At 52.2% G+C, this 20,586-nt stretch carries 17 protein-coding genes and 2 CRISPR repeat arrays; of the genes, 14 read left to right on the top strand and 3 right to left on the bottom strand.

Going from position 1 to position 20,586, the window contains the following annotated elements; translation table 11 throughout:
• The first annotated feature begins 2 nt into the window (after positions 1 to 2).
• Positions 3 to 1,904 carry a pyruvate dehydrogenase complex dihydrolipoyllysine-residue acetyltransferase gene (aceF, locus tag WFK59_RS11540; RefSeq protein ID WP_336755844.1) on the top strand — a complete coding sequence of 634 codons (1,902 nt, stop codon included), beginning with the start codon at positions 3 to 5 and terminating at the stop codon, positions 1,902 to 1,904.
• A gap of 160 nt (positions 1,905 to 2,064) precedes the next feature.
• The gene (gene lpdA / locus WFK59_RS11535) at positions 2,065 to 3,489 is read left to right on the top strand and encodes a dihydrolipoyl dehydrogenase (protein ID WP_031376687.1); all 1,425 of its coding nucleotides are present in this window, start codon (positions 2,065 to 2,067) and stop codon (positions 3,487 to 3,489) included.
• Between the two features lie 159 nt (positions 3,490 to 3,648).
• Positions 3,649 to 3,982: a CRISPR direct-repeat array (repeat unit 29 nt; unit sequence GTGTTCCCCGCGTGAGCGGGGATAAACCG).
• A 448-nt stretch (positions 3,983 to 4,430) separates the two neighbouring features.
• On the opposite strand, the gene WFK59_RS11530 is transcribed toward lpdA, so the two are convergent.
• Both WFK59_RS11530 and WFK59_RS11525 read right to left on the bottom strand, forming a co-directional pair.
• Positions 4,431 to 4,709 (bottom strand): helix-turn-helix domain-containing protein, encoded by a 279-nt coding sequence (locus WFK59_RS11530; protein WP_336755843.1) that lies wholly within the window; start codon positions 4,707 to 4,709, stop codon positions 4,431 to 4,433.
• Positions 4,690 to 5,019 carry a type II toxin-antitoxin system RelE/ParE family toxin gene (locus WFK59_RS11525; protein ID WP_336755842.1) on the bottom strand — a complete coding sequence of 110 codons (330 nt, stop codon included), beginning with the start codon at positions 5,017 to 5,019 and terminating at the stop codon, positions 4,690 to 4,692. Before WFK59_RS11525 ends, WFK59_RS11530 begins: the two co-directional genes overlap by 20 nt.
• A 706-nt stretch (positions 5,020 to 5,725) precedes the next feature.
• On the opposite strand from WFK59_RS11525, the gene parS reads away from it, so the two are divergent.
• The 10 genes from parS (at position 5,726) to cas2e (ending at position 15,442) form a co-directional block, all read left to right on the top strand.
• Complete coding sequence (gene parS, locus WFK59_RS11520; protein WP_336755984.1) at positions 5,726 to 6,169, top strand: type II RES/Xre toxin-antitoxin system antitoxin; 444 nt, start codon at positions 5,726 to 5,728, stop codon at positions 6,167 to 6,169.
• The gene (locus WFK59_RS11515) at positions 6,166 to 6,636 is read left to right on the top strand and encodes an RES family NAD+ phosphorylase (RefSeq protein ID WP_336755841.1); all 471 of its coding nucleotides are present in this window, start codon (positions 6,166 to 6,168) and stop codon (positions 6,634 to 6,636) included. The genes parS and WFK59_RS11515 overlap by 4 nt, the downstream gene beginning before the upstream one ends.
• A gap of 578 nt (positions 6,637 to 7,214) precedes the next feature.
• Entirely contained in the window at positions 7,215 to 9,857 is a 2,643-nt protein-coding gene (cas3, locus tag WFK59_RS11510) for a CRISPR-associated helicase/endonuclease Cas3 (RefSeq protein WP_336755840.1), read from the top strand.
• Positions 9,854 to 11,377: a type I-E CRISPR-associated protein Cse1/CasA gene (gene casA / locus WFK59_RS11505; RefSeq protein WP_336755839.1), complete on the top strand. Its 1,524-nt coding sequence runs from the start codon at positions 9,854 to 9,856 to the stop codon at positions 11,375 to 11,377. Before cas3 ends, casA begins: the two co-directional genes overlap by 4 nt.
• On the top strand, positions 11,361 to 11,813 hold the full coding sequence (gene casB, locus WFK59_RS11500; RefSeq protein ID WP_336755838.1) for a type I-E CRISPR-associated protein Cse2/CasB: 453 nt from the start codon (positions 11,361 to 11,363) through the stop codon (positions 11,811 to 11,813). The genes casA and casB overlap by 17 nt, the downstream gene beginning before the upstream one ends.
• A 17-nt stretch (positions 11,814 to 11,830) precedes the next feature.
• Complete coding sequence (gene cas7e, locus WFK59_RS11495; protein ID WP_336755837.1) at positions 11,831 to 12,931, top strand: type I-E CRISPR-associated protein Cas7/Cse4/CasC; 1,101 nt, start codon at positions 11,831 to 11,833, stop codon at positions 12,929 to 12,931.
• Position 12,932: 1 nt separating this feature from the next.
• Positions 12,933 to 13,601: a type I-E CRISPR-associated protein Cas5/CasD gene (gene cas5e / locus WFK59_RS11490; RefSeq protein ID WP_336755836.1), complete on the top strand. Its 669-nt coding sequence runs from the start codon at positions 12,933 to 12,935 to the stop codon at positions 13,599 to 13,601.
• Positions 13,588 to 14,184 carry a type I-E CRISPR-associated protein Cas6/Cse3/CasE gene (gene cas6e / locus WFK59_RS11485; protein WP_336755835.1) on the top strand — a complete coding sequence of 199 codons (597 nt, stop codon included), beginning with the start codon at positions 13,588 to 13,590 and terminating at the stop codon, positions 14,182 to 14,184. The genes cas5e and cas6e overlap by 14 nt, the downstream gene beginning before the upstream one ends.
• Positions 14,185 to 14,228: 44 nt before the next feature.
• Positions 14,229 to 15,146 carry a type I-E CRISPR-associated endonuclease Cas1e gene (cas1e, locus tag WFK59_RS11480; RefSeq protein WP_336755834.1) on the top strand — a complete coding sequence of 306 codons (918 nt, stop codon included), beginning with the start codon at positions 14,229 to 14,231 and terminating at the stop codon, positions 15,144 to 15,146.
• Between the two features lie 2 nt (positions 15,147 to 15,148).
• Positions 15,149 to 15,442: a type I-E CRISPR-associated endoribonuclease Cas2e gene (cas2e, locus tag WFK59_RS11475; RefSeq protein WP_336755833.1), complete on the top strand. Its 294-nt coding sequence runs from the start codon at positions 15,149 to 15,151 to the stop codon at positions 15,440 to 15,442.
• An 84-nt stretch (positions 15,443 to 15,526) separates the two neighbouring features.
• A CRISPR array of direct repeats spans positions 15,527 to 17,995; the repeat unit is 29 nt; unit sequence GTGTTCCCCGCGCCAGCGGGGATAAACCG.
• A 105-nt stretch (positions 17,996 to 18,100) separates the two neighbouring features.
• Here cas2e and WFK59_RS11470 read toward each other — a convergent pair.
• A complete protein-coding gene (locus WFK59_RS11470) occupies positions 18,101 to 18,997 on the bottom strand; it encodes a LysR family transcriptional regulator (protein WP_336755832.1) in 897 nt (298 codons plus the stop codon).
• Between the two features lie 105 nt (positions 18,998 to 19,102).
• Here WFK59_RS11470 and WFK59_RS11465 point away from each other — a divergent pair, with 105 nt between their 5' ends.
• Both WFK59_RS11465 and WFK59_RS11460 read left to right on the top strand, forming a co-directional pair.
• Entirely contained in the window at positions 19,103 to 19,612 is a 510-nt protein-coding gene (locus WFK59_RS11465) for a phenolic acid decarboxylase (RefSeq protein ID WP_039391324.1), read from the top strand.
• Between the two features lie 84 nt (positions 19,613 to 19,696).
• Positions 19,697 to 20,554, top strand: a complete 858-nt coding sequence (locus tag WFK59_RS11460; RefSeq protein WP_336755831.1) for an MBL fold metallo-hydrolase — start codon at positions 19,697 to 19,699, stop codon at positions 20,552 to 20,554.
• Positions 20,555 to 20,586: the final 32 nt, after the last annotated feature.

The following is a 20,586-nucleotide window of genomic DNA, read 5'->3' as shown; positions in this document are numbered from 1 at the left end:
TAATGGCTATCGAAATTAAGGTACCGGATATCGGGTCTGACGAAGTTGAAGTCACCGAGATTCTGGTGAAAGTTGGCGACAAGGTGGAAGCCGAACAGTCGCTGATCACCGTGGAAGGCGACAAAGCCTCAATGGAAGTGCCTTCGCCGCAGGCTGGCGTGGTCAAAGAGATCAAAATCGCCACCGGTGACAAAGTAGAAACCGGCTCGCTGATCATGATGTTTGACGCGGAAGGTGCGGCAGAAGCCGCACCGGCACCGGCCGCAGAGAAAAAAGCAGACGCGGCCCCGGCGCCAGCGGCTGCCGCTGCTACCGCCAGCAAAGATGTCAATGTTCCGGATATCGGCGGTGACGAAGTCGAAGTCACTGAGATTCTGGTGAAGGTTGGCGACAAAGTTGAAGCCGAACAGTCCCTGATCGTGGTGGAAGGCGACAAAGCCTCGATGGAAGTCCCGGCCCCGTTCGCGGGTACCGTGAAAGAGATCAAAATCACGACCGGCGACAAAGTCAGCACCGGTTCACACATCATGGTGTTTGAAGCGGAAGGCGCAGCGCCGGCCGCTGACGTGAAACCTGAAGTTAAAGAAGAAGCGGCAACGGCTCCGGCTGCGGCAGCGGGCGCAAAAGAGGTTAACGTTCCGGACATCGGCGGTGACGAAGTTGAAGTCACTGAAGTGCTGGTGAAAGTCGGCGACAAAGTTGAAGCTGAGCAGTCACTGATTGTGGTGGAAGGCGACAAAGCCTCGATGGAGGTCCCGGCACCGTTCGCGGGCACCGTGAAAGAGCTGAAAGTGGCGACTGGCGACAAAGTCAGCACCGGCTCGCTGATCATGGTGTTTGAAGTTGAAGGTGCTGCGCCAGCCGCCGCTCCTGCAGCAGCGAAACAGGATGCCCCGGCACCGGCAGAGAAGGCCGAAGCTAAAGCCGCGGCACCAGCCGCCGCCAAAGCGGAGAGCAAAGGCGAGTTCGCAGAGAACGATGCCTATGTTCACGCGACCCCGGTGATCCGTCGTCTGGCGCGTGAGTTCGGTGTTAACCTGGCGAAAGTCAAAGGCACCGGCCGCAAAGGTCGCATCCTGAAAGAAGACGTGCAGAGCTACGTTAAAGAGGCCGTGAAACGCGCTGAAGCAGCACCGGCTGCTGCCAGCGGCGGCGGTCTGCCTGGCATGCTGCCATGGCCGAAAGTGGACTTCAGTAAGTTTGGCGAAATCGAAGAAGTCGAACTGGGACGCATCCAGAAAATTTCTGGCGCGAACCTGAGCCGTAACTGGGTGATGATCCCGCACGTTACGCATTTCGACAAAACCGATATCACCGATCTGGAAGCGTTCCGTAAGCAGCAGAATGCGGAAGCCGAGAAGCGTAAGATGGACGTGAAGTACACCCCGGTGGTGTTCATCATGAAAGCGGTCGCTGCGGCACTTGAGCAGATGCCACGCTTCAACAGCTCGCTGTCAGAAGATGCGCAGAAGCTGACGCTGAAAAAATATATCAACATCGGTGTGGCGGTTGATACGCCAAATGGCCTGGTGGTTCCGGTCTTCAAAGACGTGAACAAAAAGGGCATTACCGAGCTGTCGCGTGAACTGATGGCGATTTCGAAGAAAGCGCGTGACGGTAAGCTGACGGCAGGCGACATGCAGGGCGGATGCTTCACTATCTCCAGCCTTGGCGGTTTGGGTACCACACACTTCGCGCCGATCGTCAACGCGCCGGAAGTGGCTATCCTTGGCGTCTCGAAGTCGGCGATGGAGCCAGTCTGGAATGGTAAAGAGTTTGCGCCGCGTCTGATGATGCCAATTTCTCTTTCCTTCGATCACCGTGTTATCGACGGTGCTGATGGTGCGCGTTTCATCACTCTCATCGGCAATATGCTGTCCGACATTCGTCGTTTAGTTATGTAAATGTGAAGAAGGCCGGCGAAAGCCGGCCTTCCTGTAACGATTCGTCGCACCGCGGTTGGCAGTTTGTTAACAATTCTGTAAACTCTTGCGGTGAAAGTCCCGGTGGAACAAGGGCATCATAAGAACGTCTGACCCGCCGGATATCAAATAAGAGGTCATGATGAGTACAGAGATTAAAACCCAGGTCGTAGTACTTGGGGCGGGTCCTGCAGGTTACTCTGCAGCCTTCCGTTGCGCGGATTTAGGTCTGGAAACCGTACTGGTAGAGCGTTACAGCACCCTTGGCGGTGTTTGTCTGAACGTCGGTTGTATCCCATCTAAAGCGCTGCTGCACGTTGCTAAAGTGATTGAAGAGGCGAAAGCCCTTGAAGAGCACGGCATTGTGTTTGGTCAGCCATCGACTGATATCAACAAAATTCGCAGCTGGAAAGAAAAGGTAATTAACCAGTTAACTGGCGGCCTGTCAGGTATGGCAAAAGGTCGTAAAGTGAAAGTGGTTAATGGTCTGGGCAAATTCACCGGTGCTAACACCCTGGTGGTTGAAGGAGAAGGCGGCGCGACCACCATCAACTTCGATAACGCCATCATCGCTGCGGGTTCACGCCCAATCGAACTGCCGTTCATTCCACATGAAGATCCACGCGTCTGGGACTCAACCGATGCGCTGGAGCTGAAAGAAGTACCGAAGCGCCTGCTGGTTATGGGTGGCGGTATCATCGGTCTGGAAATGGCGACGGTCTATCATGCGCTGGGTTCAGAGATCGATGTGGTCGAGATGTTCGATCAGGTCATCCCGGCTGCGGATAAAGATGTGGTGAAAGTCTTCACCAAAAAAATCAGCAAGAAATTTAACCTGATGCTGGAAACCAAAGTGACCGCCGTTGAAGCAAAAGACGATGGCATTTACGTTTCCATGGAAGGTAAAAAAGCACCAGGCGAAGCACAGCGTTACGATGCGGTGCTGGTGGCTATCGGTCGTGTACCGAACGGCAAAGGTCTGGATGCCGGCAAAGCGGGCGTGGAAGTGGACGATCGCGGCTTCATTCGCGTCGACAAGCAGATGCGTACCAATGTGCCGCACATCTACGCTATCGGCGACATCGTCGGTCAGCCAATGCTGGCACACAAAGGCGTGCATGAAGGCCACGTCGCGGCGGAAGTGATCTCCGGTCTGAAGCACTACTTCGATCCGAAAGTGATCCCATCCATCGCCTATACCGAGCCAGAAGTTGCCTGGGTTGGTCTGACCGAGAAAGAAGCGAAAGAGAAAGGCATCAGCTACGAGACCGCCACCTTCCCATGGGCAGCCTCAGGTCGTGCTATCGCTTCTGACTGTGCAGACGGCATCACCAAACTGATTTTCGACAAAGAGACGCACCGGGTGATCGGTGGCGCGATTGTCGGCACCAACGGCGGCGAGCTGCTGGGTGAAATCGGTCTGGCGATCGAGATGGGTTGTGATGCGGAAGATATTGCGCTGACCATCCATGCTCACCCGACGCTGCACGAGTCTGTGGGTCTGGCGGCAGAAATCTTTGAAGGCAGCATCACCGATCTGCCTAACGCGAAAGCGAAAAAGAAATAAGCCTGATTGCCCGATAGAAAAGCTCCCTTTACGGGAGCTTTTTTTTGCCTGAATTTTGTGCTGGCGATTAAGTGTGCATTTGGGTTAAGTCTGGGTGTAAAATTCGGTAGAATTAGTGGTGGCTAAAAAGTAGTTAGTAATCAAACGGATAATTTTAGAGTGTTCCCCGCGTGAGCGGGGATAAACCGTGAGTAAGGGCCGCCAATTATGGCGGCTCTTTGTGTTCCCCGCGTGAGCGGGGATAAACCGCCTGTTTACGAGTCCGGCGAGTGGTACGCGGCGTGTTCCCCGCGTGAGCGGGGATAAACCGCCCTCAATACGTCCGATGATGCCCTCGCGCAGGTGTTCCCCGCGTGAGCGGGGATAAACCGGTCTTCCGTTATTCTGTACCCTTAGCTCTTTGGTGTTCCCCGCGCCAGCGGGGATAAACCCTTGATAAATATCCTACAACCCGAGAAGGCGATGTGTTCCCCGCGCCAGCGGGGGTAAACCGAGGCAGTGTCGTTTTGAGGGGCCTGTCTGGTCCAGCGTGGATAGGCTGGACGCGACTGCAGTGTTGCCCGGCTGTGGTGATTCATCGTCATGACTGTGATATTAAAAACTTAATATAAATTGCTATCGCGATCTGGTGACATTAATGAAGAAAAAAACATACCACTGCAATCAGGAAAATAGAGGTAAATGATTTCAATGAATGAATAGATAACACACCCGTTACGGCTAACTCTAAATAGAGCGAAAAGCCACCTTTCTAAAAAGCCCGCGTTTAAGCCTGATTTCAGGCAGTTAAGCCTATCAATGAATATAAATTTACAGGAAAGTTTAGCGGGGGAAAGAAGGGATCAGGATTTCAGCCCGGTTGAACTTCATCAGAGGCCCGAATTGCCGGGCCTTATTTTATTAACTGACAAGCATGACGCAGATAAGCAGGCTTTGTTGGCTCAAAAATAGAGCGTTGCAGACTCAACTCCACACGCTTTAGCGTAGCGGGCGATTGTCTCGACACTGGCCGACGTAATGTTTTTTTCCATTCGGGACACTGTCGGCGGCTTAACGCCCATGCGCTCAGCGACCTGTGCACTTGTCAGTCCGGCATGTTTCCGCCATTCCAGCAAAAGTGCCTGGAGGCGCTCTTTCCGTTCTTCGGCTTCGTAAGCGGCGCGATATTCATCATCGCGCATCATTTCAGAATGAATCTCTTTATGAGTTTTGTATTTCACGCTTCATTTCCTCCAGTCGCTGCCAGGCTATTTCTATTTCAGCGGGCGGCGTTTTCTGTGATTTCTTGATAAAAATTCTCAGCATGTAGATTTTTTGCCCTGCCTGATAAACCCAAAGCCCCCGCGAAATGTCCCCGCCCATCGTTCTGACTTCGTACAGGCCATCGCCCAGCGCTTTTGTGTGCGGCTCGCGTAACAGTCGGGGGTCGGCTTCGAGTTTTGTCACCAGCCTGTCAAACTTTACCCGGACGGCTATCGGGAGGCTTTTTAACTCGGCTTCGGCCTTGTCGTGATAAATGACCTCAAACAATGTTCGATCCTCCCTGAAATTATATTAGCTTATAGGCTAACTTAGCTCAAGGGCTAATATCCTTGTCAGCTTTGTTTTACAAAAATGGAACTCTATACCCTATTCCATTTGGCTGCCCTAACGGAAAGTGCCTTAGCGCTATTCTGCGGCGAGCGGTTTCCTTCTCCGTCGATATCGTGAAAGAACGGCCCTGATGATTTCGGTGCGGCTGCATGGCTATGTGAAGGTGACAATGGCGTTCGGTTTCGCGCAGACGTTGACATTAAGTACGGATTTCGGCGCTTACTTTCTGAATAACGGTAAACGGATGCATCGTTTACTCTTAGCCCGTTAATGGGGAAACAGGCAACAAACCGATAGATCAGGAAAGTGGCCCATGCTAATACATGCGTTATTTTTGACCGCAGAGCTACCTTCCAGGCAGTAAAGCCCTCTTTTTCGGCACTGTAACTCCAGATTTAACCGAAAAGAGTGTCATCGCATTCACGCCGCGCGCTTACCTGGACAGGGTTTCGACGCTGGCCGATGTGATGTTTTTTTTATTCGGGAATGCGTGGATGGTGCGATCCCCATTCTGGCAGCAAGTATTCCCCTCGCCAGCTGGGTCCGCTGCTTTACCCGGTCCCCAGGCATTTCTTCCAGGCACCTGATATTTGCGCCTGCCCAACCATATGGTTATAATCAAATGACCAAATGGAGGTTTCTCATGAAAACATTTAGCTTTTCTGCAACACAGATCCGGCAGCCTCGCTTATGGCAGGCGGCCGGCCTGAACCATTCTGATGGTGTGGCACTGTTGGGACAGATTAGTGAAGGCCTTGATGGCAAGGTTGCTAACCTGATCGCTGACTGGGCAAACATAACGCAAAACGATCTGCGCAAAATGTCCGGCATTCCGTCAACAACATTTAGTCGCGGCCTGAAAGCGCGATTCAGCGCCGAACAAAGTGAACGGCTGGTGCGCATCATTCGCGTTATCGATCGGGCGGTAGAACTGTTTGAAGGTGATAAGGAAGAGGCGCAAAAATGGCTGAATGAGCCAAACAGGGCGCTGAGCTGGAAAGTGCCAGCTGAACTGATGGCATCCGAAACCGGGGCTTACGAGGTGATGAAATTGATCACTCGCCTGGAACATGGGGTTTACTCTTGATTCTCTACCGGCTGACAAAAACAAAATACCTCTCCACAGCCTGGACAGGATTTGGCGCAAAAGAGGCTGGAGGCCGCTGGAACAGCGTTGGGGTCTCCATGGTTTATCTGTCAGAAACAGCGTCACTGACCATGCTGGAAACCCTGGTGCATCTGCATTCGGCGCACATCATGGATTATTTTACGCTATTGCGCATTGATGTACCTGATGACCAGATTCAGACAGCCGATATGGATGAATTGCCGGATAACTGGGCCAGCGAAGATGCGCCGCCGGAGCTGGCCGAATATGGAGATGCCTGGTGTTTTACCAGAGGTTCAATAGCGTTGCGCGTCCCCAGCGCTCTGTCGCCCGTGGAATATAACTACCTGTTAAACCCTGAACACCCTGATTTCTACACCATTGTTCAGAAGGCTGAGGCTATTCCGTTCCGTTTTGATAGTCGGTTAAAACCGGGTGGTAAATAAACTATCGCGATTGGCGTATGAAGGTATATTGACTGGTTGCGGAACAGAGTTTATTTGTGTTTAAAAAAAGTTATGACACCAGGGGATAAAAAAGTTTTCGTACTGGTTGAAGAAGCCATTCGGCAGCGTGGGGTATTCAGAACATGGAGACCTCAGGCAGGAATTACTACATATTCCTGTAACCGGATAGAAGTCTTGATCTCCGATAGTTTGATATATTATATAATGACATTCGCTATGGCTACATAGCCGTTTATTAAATAAATTCCCTTTCTTTCACTATTTTTATTGTTAGTAATCTACTTTTTTAGATGCCTGTATCACTAAACTATACAACTAATAAAAAATCCTAAAATGGCATCTTTAGCCGTTGCTCACCTCCTCTTAGTGATAAGTTTGACTTTGATCACACAGATGTTTCTCAGTGGCGCGTATATATTGCCAGTTGCCAATATTGTGGGTTGAGTCAGATATGAGATTAAACCTGGGCGGTTTAAAGGCTTATCAGTGCCGCATCTGTAAATGGTCGATATGAATATAAGAAAATTCATTGTCAATTTACATTTTTAGGGAGAGCTATGTGCCAGGAAAGGTATGATCTTTATCGTTACTGGGGAAAGGCGAATCGTAGTAAGGATAATGCTCCAGCCGAGTCTCACCTATTGCCTTATCACTGCCTTGATGTCGCTGCCGTAGCCGCCTACTGGTGGGATCACGCTCCTGCATTAAGAAAACAGTTTTCTCAGGGAGCGAACGAGGCAGAATATCGCGGCTGGCTGCTTTTTTTTATCGCACTGCATGATTTAGGTAAATGGGATATACGATTCCAGGTTAAGTGCTGGAGTGCCTGGGAGGCATTAAATGCCGTTCCCTCAGGCAAAAATGCTATTGGTAAAAGGTGGGATCACGGGCAGGGCGGTCTCTACTGGTTTAAGCAGGATTTTGATGCAGATAATGATTATGACAGCGCTTTTATTACGTTCAATACACATCCCAAAGAGCAATGGTTTCCCTGGATGGAAGCTGTCGCAGGGCATCATGGTTATATTCATCAGCATATCGACCTTCCAGCATCAGATTTAGCACTCAGCTTTCAATTAAAGCCGCTGGGAGAGAGAGATAAGCAGGCCCGCCTGTCATGGCTCGACGCGCTGGCAGCCCTGTTCCTGCAACCGGTTGGGCTATCCTTAAATGATAACCCGCCATCCTGTTCACCGTTGCTGGCTGGTTTCTGCTCTATATCAGACTGGCTGGGTTCCTGGAGCACTAAAGACACTTTTCCTTACCAGTCAGAACCAGAACCTCTGCATGACTATTTTTCCCGCCGTTATGCTGTTGATGCGCCGCTGGTTCTGAAGCGCAGCGGATTATTGAGTGTTGTTAAACCCTGGGGCGGGACAGAAGCGTTACTTGATATGGGTCATCAGCCACGTCAACTCCAGACGCTGGTTAATAAATTACCGCATCAACCCGGCCTGACCATCATCGAAGCCCCAACAGGGTCGGGAAAAACTGAAACGGCGCTGGCTTATGCATGGCGGCTGTTAGACGGTGGTTATGCCGACAGCATTATTTTTGCACTTCCGACCCAGGCAACTGCCAACGCCATGTTGAACCGACTGGATAAGCTGGCCTCAAAATTGTTTGAACAGCCTAATCTGATCCTTGCCCATGGTAACTCCCGGTTCAGCACTGATTTTGACACTATCAAATCTCGTGGCAAAAGCGTGCAGGAACAGGAAGCCTGGGCTCAATGCTGCGAGTGGCTGTGCCGAAGTAATAAGCGCGCTTTTCTGGGGCAGATTGGTGTCTGCACTATTGATCAGGTGCTTATTTCTGTGTTGCCGGTTAAGCATCGTTTTATTCGGGGGTTTGGCATTGCCCGCAGTGTGTTGCTGATTGATGAGGTACATGCTTACGACACCTATATGCACAGCCTGCTGGAGGAGGTACTGCGACAGCAGGCGCTGGCCGGGCAAAGTGCATTACTGTTATCTGCTACTTTGCCGGCATCCTTGAAACAGCGCTTACTCAGAACTTACGGTAATCCAGACTCCTCATCCCCGACGGATGAATATCCTCTGGCCATCTGGCAACAGCAGAATCGGCAACTTTACTTCGATCTCAGCGCTACCCCACAGTATTTACCGCCCATCTTTCAGCTCAGTATTGAGCGCTGTTACCTCAATGAAATGCAACCGGATGCGGGGCTGCTTGAGAAGATGATTACTGCCGCTCAGGAGGGGGCACAGGTCTGTCTGATCTGCAATCTGGTGGATGTCGCCCAGCAGGTTTATCAAAAGTTGTGTGCCAGCACGTCACTGGAGATCATTTTGTTCCACTCCCGCTTTACCTTAACTGACCGGGCTAATAAAGAGGATTTGACGCTGCGCTATTTTGGCGTGTCAGGCGACCGCAGCGTCGGGCGCATTCTGGTAGCTACTCAGGTGGTGGAACAGTCTCTGGATGTCGATTTCGACTGGCTGATAACGCAGCTTTGCCCGGTAGATTTACTATTCCAGCGTGCTGGACGGCTGCATCGTCATTCCCGTCAGTGCAGACCTAAAGGTTATCAGCAGCCGAAAATGACAGTACTGCTTCCCTCCACCACTGATTATGGCAACAGTAATTACGTCTACACCAACACTCGTGCTATGTGGCGCACTCAACAGCGGCTGGAACAACTGGGTCAGTCAGCTCTCTGCTTTCCGCAGGCCTACCGGCTCTGGATTGACGATGTCTATCGGGATGAAACGGACGAGTCGGAACCTGAGTGGGTTGCCGATGGGCTGGCACGTTTTGAATCTGAAGAACAATCAAAACGTTACAACGCAAGACTCTCATTGAACCAGGCAGCAAGGGCTATTCCTTTTGCCGATGACGATGTCCATATTCGCGCGGTAACCCGTGATGGTGAAATGAGCTTGCCACTGATCCCTTTTGTAGAAACAGAAAGTGGAAGACAACTCTCCGACGGGCAATATCTTAGCCAGCTATCTGAATTTTCCCTGCCAGAGGCGCTGGCACTTAACCGGGTTAATGTCCCGGGAGGATGGCAACGGAGATTCAGACTTGAGCCAGATGAAGAAGGGGTTGTATGGGTTGCCGGAACAATACAGGGAGGTGAGTGGATCGCTGAGACGACTGATTACCGTCTGGTTTATTCAAAGGAAGTGGGGATGAATATTATTCAGTTTAACTATCAGAGAGGAACTCAATGAATTTACTCACGGATCGATGGATCCCGGTCAGACCGGTTGCTGGCAGCGGAGTTGAGCAGATAAGCCTGGAAACGTTGCTATGTGGACCACAGCTACGATCACTCTCTCTCCCACGGGACGATATGGAAATGGCAGCCTGCCAGCTCCTGATTTGCATCGTGCAGTTACTCTGGCCACCTGAGAAGATGGCGCACAGTATCCAGCGCATACAAAAGCCGCTGACAAGAGAGGAATTTTCAGCAGGTCTTATTGGCTGGGAAGAGAGTTTTGATTTGAACCATCCTGAGCATCCCTTTATGCAAGTCCAGGGCGTCGTCGCCAAAGAGGTCACCGGCATGGATAAGCTCATGGTTGGCCTGACCGGTTCCACCAGCTGTGCATTTGTGAATCAGCCAGGGCAGGGTGAGGCGCTTTGTGGCGGATGTGCCGCTATTGCTCTGTTCAATCAGGCTGGGAATGCCCCTGGATTTGGCGGTGGATTTAAAAGTGGTTTACGGGGCGGAGCGCCTATAACCACGCTGATCCAACAGAGGTGCCTGCGCTCCACAATATGGGCCAACGTACTCAACGCTGAGAGCCTGGAAAGAAACTATCCTGACTGGCAAAAACAGCGCCATCAGGCTTTTACCTGGCAGAAACCGATTGGCAGTAATGAAAAAATCCCGGCGCACAGCATCGGGCTGGCACGGGGTCTGTTCTGGCAGCCCGCACATATTGAACTCTCATCTCCCTCATCGGGTGGTCAGTGCAGTACCTGCGGATCGCTGGTAGATAAACGTTACCAGAGTTTTCTCAAAGCCAAATTTAACTACACCGTCGAAGGCTTCTGGTTGCACCCTCACTCTCCCAGCGTGGAACAGACTAAAAAGGGTATATCTGAAAAACGTCATATTGGTTTCACATTACCGATCCCTTGCTGGACGCAGGTTGGCCGGTTGTTGATCTCTCAGCAGTTAGAAAAGAATCAGGAAGGTCGTCGTCCGGCTTTGGTGATTGAACAGGCGCGACAACTCGCCAACGGTAAACCGCTGTATATGAGTATTGGTGGTTATCGTAATAATCAGGCAGCAATTGTGGAGCGGCGACATGAGGTGATGGTATTCAGCCAAGGCTGGGATCGTCATCAGGATATTATTAATGAGATTATTAACATCGGTCAGGGGTATCGGCTTGCACTGCGTAAAGCACTTTATCTTTTTGTTGAGGGGATGAAGGATAGCGAAATTATCGGTTCTGGTATTCCGGTGCATGATGTGACCGAACGTCGTTTTTATCGCGAAAGCGACATCTATATTACCCGGCTGCTGGCGACGATAAATTATGAACAGCCTTTAAAAGAGCTGGAATCGCTGCATCATTACCTTTCTGCTTTATGTAAAACGTTGTTTGAAACCGCTACTAACCCCTATGCCCACCACGTGAAACTGATTCAGGCCTTGGCAATTTCCCGTCGCGTGTTATTCACACAGTTATCTGCTTTAAAAATGCAAGGAGAGCAAGCTGATGAACCCACCCATTGACGCTAAGGCGCTTTATGACGCCTGGTCCGACCTGGACAAAGGTAGTCAGGCGAAATTAAGACGTGCTGAATCACCAGATAAGCTACTGGAAATTCCTGTTTTCTATGTGTTAGCTGGCAAGTTTGGCTGGCCAGAAAAGCGTTACGCATTGCAAAGAATGATCTATTGCCTGGCTACCGGGGCGATTAAAAACAGCGATGATGAATCACTTACCCTGGGTAAGGCGCTGGCACTAAGTAAAAAAATATCACTAATGCGCGTAATGCAACTTGTCCGGCAGGAATATCCCAACGATATGGTACAGCTAAGACGCATGTTAATTCATGCAGAGCCTGTATTGCATTGGCCTTCGCTGGCTGCACAACTGCAATGGTGGGGCAAACGCGAACGCCGCATGCTAATTGAAAATTTTGTTCTCTCTTCTTCCAAAAAATAACCGAGTAAGGATACCCGATGAATAATTTTGTTAACTTTCATATTTTGATTTCTCATAGCCCATCCTGCCTTAACCGCGATGATATGAATATGCAAAAGGATGCGGTATTTGGCGGCAAACGTCGCGTACGCATCTCGAGCCAAAGCCTGAAAAGGGCAATTCGCAAAAGCGACTATTATCAACGCCATATTGGTGGGTCCAGTATCCGGACAATTCATCTGGAACTGCTGCGGGATCTCGTCCATCAGAAACTGTCAGAAAAATATCCTGCGGAAGTCATTAACACCACGCTGAGTCTGCTCAGTGGCAAAAGTGTTGCTCAGGAAGAGACAATCGATGGGGGCGCTGTTTCGCCGTGGGTAATGGATGAGATTGACTGGTTTTGTCAGCAAATCAACACCCCGGAAAACAGTGCGCTGGGTACCGATGAGAAAAAATGGGCAAAAGCGTTAAAAGATCAGGTTACGGGGCTGCGTGCCACGCTCAGCAGCGCGGTGGACATCGCGCTGAGTGGCCGGATGGCGACCAGTGGCCTGATGAGCGAACTGGGTAAAGTTGATGGTGCAATGTCACTGGCACACGCCATAACTACGCATGTTGTTGATTCTGACATTGACTGGTTCACTGCCGTTGATGATCTGCATGAAAGTACTGGTGCGGCTCATCTGGGCACTCAGGAGTTCTCATCAGGTGTTTTCTATCGTTATGCCAGTCTGAACCTGGCCCAGCTTCAGGAGAACCTTGGCGGTGCCACACGTCAGCAGGCGCTGGAGATTGCTGCCCATCTGGCCCACATGCTGGCAACAGAAATACCGGGTGGCAAGCAGCATAGCTTTGCGGCTTTCAACCCAGCGGATATGGTGATGGTTAATTTTTCTGATTTGCCTGTGTCGATGGCAAATGCCTTTGAAAAACCGGTGCCCGCCAGCAAAGAGGGATTCCTGCGTCCTTCTATTGAAGAATTTAACACCTACTGGACGAAAGTATCCCGTGGTTATGGTCTGGATGGGCCAGCGGCCCAGTTCGTGCTGGATGACGTTGCGCCTGCAGAAAAGGTGATGCAGATGCCCGATCTGAACGCGCTTAAGCATTGGATAGGTAATAACGGCGAGGTCTGAGATGCAGGATTATTTGATTTTGCAGCTAAGCGGGCCGATGCAATCGTGGGGATTACCGACTTTTGAAGGCATCCGACCGAGTGCCCCTTTCCCCGGCCGCAGTGGCTTGTTGGGATTACTCGGTGCCTGCCTGGGTATTAAACGCAACGATCGCGCATCACTGCGAAAGCTTGCAGCAGGCACACGGTTTGCCGTTCGTTGTGATAACCAGACCGGCTATCAGTGCGTGAACATGTCCGATTTTCATACCGTCAAGGACGCCAGAGAAAAACCGGGAAGCCTGAAGATGAACGATACCATTATCACCCGGCGTGAATATCTGTATGACGCCAGCTTTACGGTTGCGATATGGACCCCGGGTTCACAGGAGCACGGCTATACATTGTCAGCGCTTATCGACGCGGTTCAGCGTCCCCGTTACACCCCCTATCTTGGAAGACGGTGCTGTCCACTTTCCCGCCCACTGTTTGGCGCTGTTCAGCAGGCTATAAATCCTGTTGCAGCTTTAGCTACAGGGGCACCTGGAGGTGGTGCTATTTACAGTGAGGAGCCATTAACCGGAGATGAGCGTTGTTTGTCGGTGCGTGATGAGCCCATCATCGATCTGCCTCGACAGTTCGCCAGACGATCGTGGTTTGTGATTCAGGGAGACGAAAATGTTCCTGAGTAAAGTACTTGTCGACTGGCGCTGGGCTAAAGATCCCTATCAGCTTCATCGTGCGCTCTGGCAGCTGTTTCCTGATCGCCCACAGGATCAGCGCGACTTTCTGTTCAGAGTTGGAAGCGGGGAGGCCAGACAAGGTCTTAACGTATTGCTGCAATCGGTTCACCCACCGCAGCAGGCAAAAGTAGCTACGGTGCTGGCAACGAAGTCGTTTAGTCCGGTTTTGCCGCATGGTCGATATTGCTTCCGGCTACGGGCCAATCCGGTTAAAAGCATTAAAGATGAGCAGGCTCGCTTAAATTCCCGTGGAGAAATAAAAACCTGTCGGGTTCCGTTGCTCGGTGATGAGGAGTGCATGAAATGGCTGGTGCGCAAACTGGCCCCTGTCGCACAGTTGGAATCCGCTCGAATGGTGAAAGAGCCTGTGATGTTGTTCCATAAAAAAGAGATGGCTGGCAAAATTCAGACCGTCTGTTTTGATGGAGTACTGACAATCAGTGACGCAGAAGCATTTGCTTCTCTGATTCTTTCTGGAATCGGCCCTGCAAAAAGTATGGGGTGCGGATTACTCTCGCTTGGCCGGGCATGAAACAGGGATAAAGCGGCGTGATGCCGCTTTTACAGGATGTAATAATGACTTATGTTCCTTTAGCTCCACTTCCTCTAAAAGACCGCATCTCTCTGATTTTTCTGAAATATGGTCAGGTTGATGTCCTTGATGGTGCCTTTGTTCTGGTTGATGCCTCTGGTGTGCGTACACATATCCCGGTAGGCAATGTAGCCTGCATTATGCTGGAGCCGGGAACCCGGGTATCACATGCTGCGATAAAACTGGCCGCAATGGTCGGTACACTGCTGGTATGGGTCGGCGAAGCTGGTGTGAGGCTATATGCTTCAGGACAGCCAGGAGGAGCGCGCTCCGATAAGCTGCTTTATCAGGCCAGACTGGCACTTGATGAAAATCTGCGGCTTAAAGTTGTTCGTAAAATGTTTGAACTGCGTTTTGGTGAAGAGGCCCCGTCCCGGCGTTCTGTTGAGCAATTAAGGGGTATTGAAGGCATTCGTGTTAAAGGTATTTATCAGCTATTGGCGAAGCAGTATGGCATCAGATGGCAAGGACGCCGTTACGATCCCAAAGACTGGGATAAAGGAGACATAATTAATCAGTGCATCAGCGCGGCAACTGTCTGTCTTTATGGCATCACTGAAGCTGCAGTACTCGCCGCTGGATATGCACCAGCGATTGGATTTGTACACAGTGGCAAGCCACTCTCATTTATCTATGATATTGCCGATATTATTAAATTTGAAACAGTCGTACCCGCCGCATTTGAAATTGCCGCCCGCCGTCCGCAGGATGCGGAAAAACAGGTCAGGTTGGCATGCCGTGATCTCTTCCGTACCAGTAAAACTGTCGCCAGGCTTATTCCTTTAATCGAGGATGTGCTTTCTGCAGGTGGTATTTCACCTCCACCACCACCTAAGGATGCTCAGCCGATTGCAATCCCTGAACCTGCTCCTTTTGGTGATGCCGGACACCGGAGTGCATGATCATGAGCATGTTGATGGTCGTTACTGAGAATGTACCCCCCAGGCTAAGGGGCCGGCTAGCTATCTGGTTGCTTGAGGTCCGCGCCGGGGTTTATGTTGGTGATGTATCTCGTCGTAGCAGAGAGATGATCTGGCAACAGATTAGCAGGCTATTCGAAACGGGCAATGTCGTAATGGCATGGGCGAGTAATAATGAATCTGGTTTTGAGTTTCAGACTTTAGGTGACAATCGGCGTTTGCCGGTGGAGATGGACGGTATCCGGTTAGTCTCTTTCCGACCTGTTGATAATCAATGAGTTAGCGATCTTTAAAAAATCAGATAATTTGGTAGAGTTAGTGGTGGCGAAAAAACCTTTATAATTCAGTTCTCTACGTTAAGAGTGTTCCCCGCGCCTGCGGGGATAAACCGCTCCAAAAAAAACAGGCGGTGGGCGCCCTGCGAGTGTTCCCCGCGCCTGCGGGGATAAACCGGTTTCCGGTTCTGGGGTAACCGCTCTACGGATGTGTTCCCCGCGCCTGCGGGGATAAACCTCTTTTCGGTCTGCGCGACGATCTGATCCACTGTGTTCCCCGCGCCTGCGGGGATAAACCGGCTGAAACCTGGATGAACGGAACCGAGGCGGCGTGTTCCCCGCGCCTGCGGGGATAAACCGGTCGCAGATTGCGCTGCCGGTTGCTTTTGGGGGTGTTCCCCGCGCCTGCGGGGATAAACCGCCGCCAAATATTCACCGCCAGCCGCAGATATGGTGTTCCCCGCGCCTGCGGGGATAAACCGCAACACAAATTGTCCTGCCCCATTCCAGCCGGGTGTTCCCCGCGCCTGCGGGGATAAACCGGTAGCCGGCGCGATGGCGACCCTCCGCGGCCTGTGTTCCCCGCGCCAGCGGGGATAAACCGAAACGTTGAATCCGCAACGCTACGTGAAATCTGTGTTCCCCGCGCCAGCGGGGATAAACCGCCGCGCAGGGTAGCCGAGAGCGCAAAACCGTTGTGTTCCCCGCGCCAGCGGGGATAAACCGTTGTCCATATCATTCGCTTCATTCTTAACTCAGTATTCCCCGCGCCAGCGGGGATAAACCGTCATACAGCCTCACTATTTATTGAAATACTTTGTGTTCCCCGCGCCAGCGGGGATAAACCGCTCTTCAGTGATCACATCGAAATATGCACTGTGTGTTCCCCGCGCCAGCGGGGATAAACCGGGTAAAGAACGGAAGTCTGCGATGATATCCGGGTGTTCCCCGCGCCAGCGGGGATAAACCCTTGATAAATATCCTACAACCCGAGAAGGCGATGTGTTCCCCGCGCCAGCGGGGATAAACCGCGAAAGTGCCGCCGTGTCACTGGCCTGATATGGTGTTCCCCGCGCCAGCGGGGATAAACCGCCATCCGCCCACATGCCGCGCTGGGCGTCCCGGTGTTCCCCGCGCCAGCGGGGATAAACCGGGCGTATTTTCTGCGCCTGACGGCACACCCGCGTGTTCCCCGCGCCAGCGGGGATAAACCGGACCATCATGATCAACGGATGCGGTTTTAGTTGTGTTCCCCGCGCCAGCGGGGATAAACCGAAATAATCCGACAGGGTTTTTTATCAATAAAAGTGTTCCCCGCGCCAGCGGGGATAAACCGCCAGATTTCTCGGCGATCGAGCGATGTGGAATGTGTTCCCCGCGCCAGCGGGAATAAACCGCGATTTTTATTCTCGGCAATGCCGCCGCCGAGGTGTTCCCCGCGCCAGCGGGGATAAACCGCCATTCAAGCCCACTCAAGCGCACTGGAAGGTGTGTTCCCCGCGCCAGCGGGGATAAACCGATGGGAAAATTTATCCTCGGGCTTGCTTTTTTGTGTTCCCCGCGCCAGCGGGGATAAACCGGTCTTCCGTTATTCTGTACCCTTAGCTCTTTGGTGTTCCCCGCGCCAGCGGGGATAAACCGTTTCGCTATCCCAACACCGCGCTGCTGTATGTGTGTTCCCCGCGCCAGCGGGGATAAACCGGTTTCCTCTTGGTGACTATATTTCCCTCCACTGTGTTCCCCGCGCCAGCGGGGATAAACCGATAATTATATGAATCTTTTAGATTATATAGATGTGTTCCCCGCGCCAGCGGGGATAAACCGGTGGCGCAGCAATACGCGTTGCTCACCAGGGGGTGTTCCCCGCGCCAGCGGGGATAAACCGCTGGCGATCGCTGTTATAGAGATTGCGGAACGGTGTTCCCCGCGCCAGCGGGGATAAACCGATTGTTCTCTGTGTGAGAGATCGTCTCCATCTGTGTTCCCCGCGCCAGCGGGGATAAACCGAGATCCGTGACGGCTGGCTGAAATGGCTGGGCGTGTTCCCCGCGCCAGCGGGGATAAACCGCCAATCCGCTAGAATCGTTTGCAGATCCAGATGTGTTCCCCGCGCCAGCGGGGATAAACCGGGAACCGCTATATATGTTTACTTTTGACCAAGGTGTTCCCCGCGCCAGCGGGGATAAACCGACGAAAACTTCAACATGTGCGGAGGGGAAGGTGTGTTCCCCGCGCCAGCGGGGATAAACCGGCCGAGCGCTTTTGTCGCTTCTCCCAAAAAATGTGTTCCCCGCGCCAGCGGGGATAAACCGGCACTCAGTGCGTTTCACGCTCCCTGACTGACGTGTTCCCCGCGCCAGCGGGGATAAACCGGCGGCAATGAGGATGATCAAGAACATGTCGAAGTGTTCCCCGCGCCAGCGGGGATAAACCCTAATGCGGGTTCATCAAATAAATCCTGCCCCTGTGTTCCCCGCGCCAGCGAGGATAAACCGCGCTCGATCACTGACGTTGAAAACCACCTGCCGTGTTCCCCGCGCGAGCGGGGATAAACCGTTGCGCAGGATGGCGGCGCTGCAGGCATTCCATTGTTCCCCACACCAACCGGGAAAAACCACCTCAACCCTTACTCATCCTCTCGCGCAAACCATCCACAACCCATCAACTCTGCCGATCAACCGCCACCTGGTCGATAAACATCTGCGCCAGTACGGCGATCGCCGCATTGCCTGGCAATCTCTCTTCATTAATGCGCAGCATCAGCGAGGTTGAGCGTCTACGGCCCTGCAGCAGCGGGAGCGGGCGCAGCTCGCCGCTGGCCAGTAGCGCGGCAATGTTCTTCTCCGGCAACCAGCCATAGCCCAGCTGATGCTGCACCGCCTCAATGGCTGCCGACAGGGTGGTGAACGACCAGTTCTCGGCCTGCTCACCGCTGACCTCTGACTGCTGCTGTTGCTGGCGATCGAGGATGGTGATGCAGGGCCAGCGCGCCAGAGTGGCGGCACTGAGCGGTGCCGGTTCGCTGTGCAGGGGATGGTCGCGATGAGCGACCGCAATAAAGTCAACGCTCATCAGACTTTCCCCGGCTAACGGTTCGTCATCACTGCGCGCTACCAGCCAGAGATCGGCCTGCTGCTCGGCCAGTCTGGCGGACGTTTCGCTGCGGACGATTTCGCTGAACCAGACGCGGACGTGCGGATAACGCTGCTGAAACTGATGCAGCACCGTAAACAGCAGTGGCTTGGGCGCGATGGCATCGACCATCAGGTCGACACGCGAGGGTTCACCGCGCTGCAAGGCGGCAGCCTGCGCTTCCAGGCTGCTAAAACCGGTCAGCAGCGGACGCGCCTGCGCCAGCAACTGCTCGCCCTCCGCCGTCAGTACCGCGCGTCGTCCTTCTTGTTGCAGTAGCGCGATGTCCAGTCGCTGCTGCAACAGGCCAATCTGATAGCTGACTGAGGACTGGCTACGGTTATTTTTTTCTGCCGCCAGCGCAAAACTGCCTTCCTTTACTACCGAGTCGAGCAGGAACCACTGTTCGAGTGTCGTTTTATGCATGGATACTCATCGAAAATTTGAATGAATTAGCGTTAAAAATAGCGTTATTAATCGTTTTTGTAACGCGCAATAATCTCCTCAAGGAAAACAAATGAGGAATTAATCATGAGCACTTTTGATAAACATGACCTGTCAGGCATCGTCGGCAAACATCTGGTTTACACCTATGACAACGGCTGGAATTACGAGCTCTACATCAAAAATGCCAGCACCATCGACTATCGCATTCACAGCGGTATGGTCGGTAATCGCTGGGTTAAAAATCAGCATGTCTATGTTGTTCGTCTGGCGCAGGATGTCTATAAAGTTTCCTGGACTGAACCAACCGGCACCGATGTCAGCCTGGCCGTTAATCTGGCTGATAAAATTTTCCATGGCACCATCTTCTTCCCACGCTGGGTCATGAACAACCCGGAAAAAACCGTCTGCTTCCAGAATGATCATCTGGAAGAGATGGCAAAATTCCGCGAAGCGGGTCCGGCTTATCCAACCGAAGTGATTGATGAGTTCGCAACGCTGACCGTAATCCGCGATGTGGGTGAAAATAACGAAAGCGTGATCGACTGCCCACCTGACCAGTTGCCAGCGAACTTTCCGGACAATCTGAAAAATTAAGCCTGCACAGAAGAGGTCATGACGACCTCTTCTTAATAGCAGTTTCTGTCTTGTAGCTTCTGATCTGTTTTGCGAGGACGAAAAATGGAATTATCGACAAAGGTTTTTATCAGCAGTGATGCCCATGATGGATTCGGGGTCAGCTCCACTCTTATCATGGGCGAAAAAGAGGTGATGATGGTGGATGCGCAGTTTACCCTGGCAAATGCGCATCGACTGGTGGCAGAGATTATTGAAACCGGTCTTGAGCTAAAACGGATATTCATTACCCACCTGCATCCCGATCACTTTCTTGGTCTTGAAGTCATTAAGTCTGTTTTCCCGCGTGCTGAAATCCTCTCTTACAAGCAGGTGGCGGAAGACGTTAACGACGCTTTTGACTTCAAAATTGATTACTGGGGCAGGCAGGTTCTGAAAGCGAATGGGGCTCGCACCACCTATCCGATTACCGAGATTGAGCAGGAGACGCTCTATCTGGAAGGCCAGCCGATTAACATCCTCGGACTGCTCAGCGGCGATTGTATCCGGGTGACACCACTCTGGATCCCTTCGACCCGCACGCTGATCGCCTCCGATGTGGTGTTTGCCGATGCCCACGTCTGGATTGCCGACATGCGCACGCCGGAACGGATGGCGAAGTGGATGCAGAGTCTGGATACGCTGGAAGCGCTGGCACCGAAAGTGGTGATCCCCGGTCACTCCTGCACTACGCCAACGCTGAGTCCGTCAGCAATTGGCTTTACCCGCCGCTATATCAACGATTTTATTAATGCGCTGCATCGGGTTAACAACAGCGAGGAGCTGATCGCGGAGATGGAGAGAATCTATCCCAACCTGCCGGTGAAAATCTGCCTCGACTACAGCGCCAGAATTCTGAAAGATCACTATGTCTGGCCTGGCGACTGGCCTGAATCACTGCGCGAAATGAAAACCACGCTCTAGCCGTTACGCTATCAGGCCGGTTCAGGCTGGCC

It is taken from the genome of Pantoea sp. USHLN298 (genome assembly GCF_037149395.1).
Classification (GTDB): domain Bacteria; phylum Pseudomonadota; class Gammaproteobacteria; order Enterobacterales; family Enterobacteriaceae; genus Pantoea; species Pantoea astica.
This window is presented reverse-complemented; position numbering and strand designations above follow the sequence as displayed.

Coding starts and splice junctions, on each gene's coding strand:
- aceF (WP_336755844.1), top strand. CDS start 3: ATGGCTATCGAAATTAAGGTACCGGATATCGGGTCTGACGAAGTTGAA.
- lpdA (WP_031376687.1), top strand. CDS start 2,065: ATGAGTACAGAGATTAAAACCCAGGTCGTAGTACTTGGGGCGGGTCCT.
- parS (WP_336755984.1), top strand. CDS start 5,726: ATGAAAACATTTAGCTTTTCTGCAACACAGATCCGGCAGCCTCGCTTA.
- cas3 (WP_336755840.1), top strand. CDS start 7,215: ATGTGCCAGGAAAGGTATGATCTTTATCGTTACTGGGGAAAGGCGAAT.
- casA (WP_336755839.1), top strand. CDS start 9,854: ATGAATTTACTCACGGATCGATGGATCCCGGTCAGACCGGTTGCTGGC.
- casB (WP_336755838.1), top strand. CDS start 11,361: ATGAACCCACCCATTGACGCTAAGGCGCTTTATGACGCCTGGTCCGAC.
- cas7e (WP_336755837.1), top strand. CDS start 11,831: ATGAATAATTTTGTTAACTTTCATATTTTGATTTCTCATAGCCCATCC.
- cas5e (WP_336755836.1), top strand. CDS start 12,933: ATGCAGGATTATTTGATTTTGCAGCTAAGCGGGCCGATGCAATCGTGG.
- cas6e (WP_336755835.1), top strand. CDS start 13,588: ATGTTCCTGAGTAAAGTACTTGTCGACTGGCGCTGGGCTAAAGATCCC.
- cas1e (WP_336755834.1), top strand. CDS start 14,229: ATGACTTATGTTCCTTTAGCTCCACTTCCTCTAAAAGACCGCATCTCT.
- cas2e (WP_336755833.1), top strand. CDS start 15,149: ATGAGCATGTTGATGGTCGTTACTGAGAATGTACCCCCCAGGCTAAGG.
- WFK59_RS11470 (WP_336755832.1), bottom strand. CDS start 18,997: ATGCATAAAACGACACTCGAACAGTGGTTCCTGCTCGACTCGGTAGTA.
- WFK59_RS11465 (WP_039391324.1), top strand. CDS start 19,103: ATGAGCACTTTTGATAAACATGACCTGTCAGGCATCGTCGGCAAACAT.
- WFK59_RS11460 (WP_336755831.1), top strand. CDS start 19,697: ATGGAATTATCGACAAAGGTTTTTATCAGCAGTGATGCCCATGATGGA.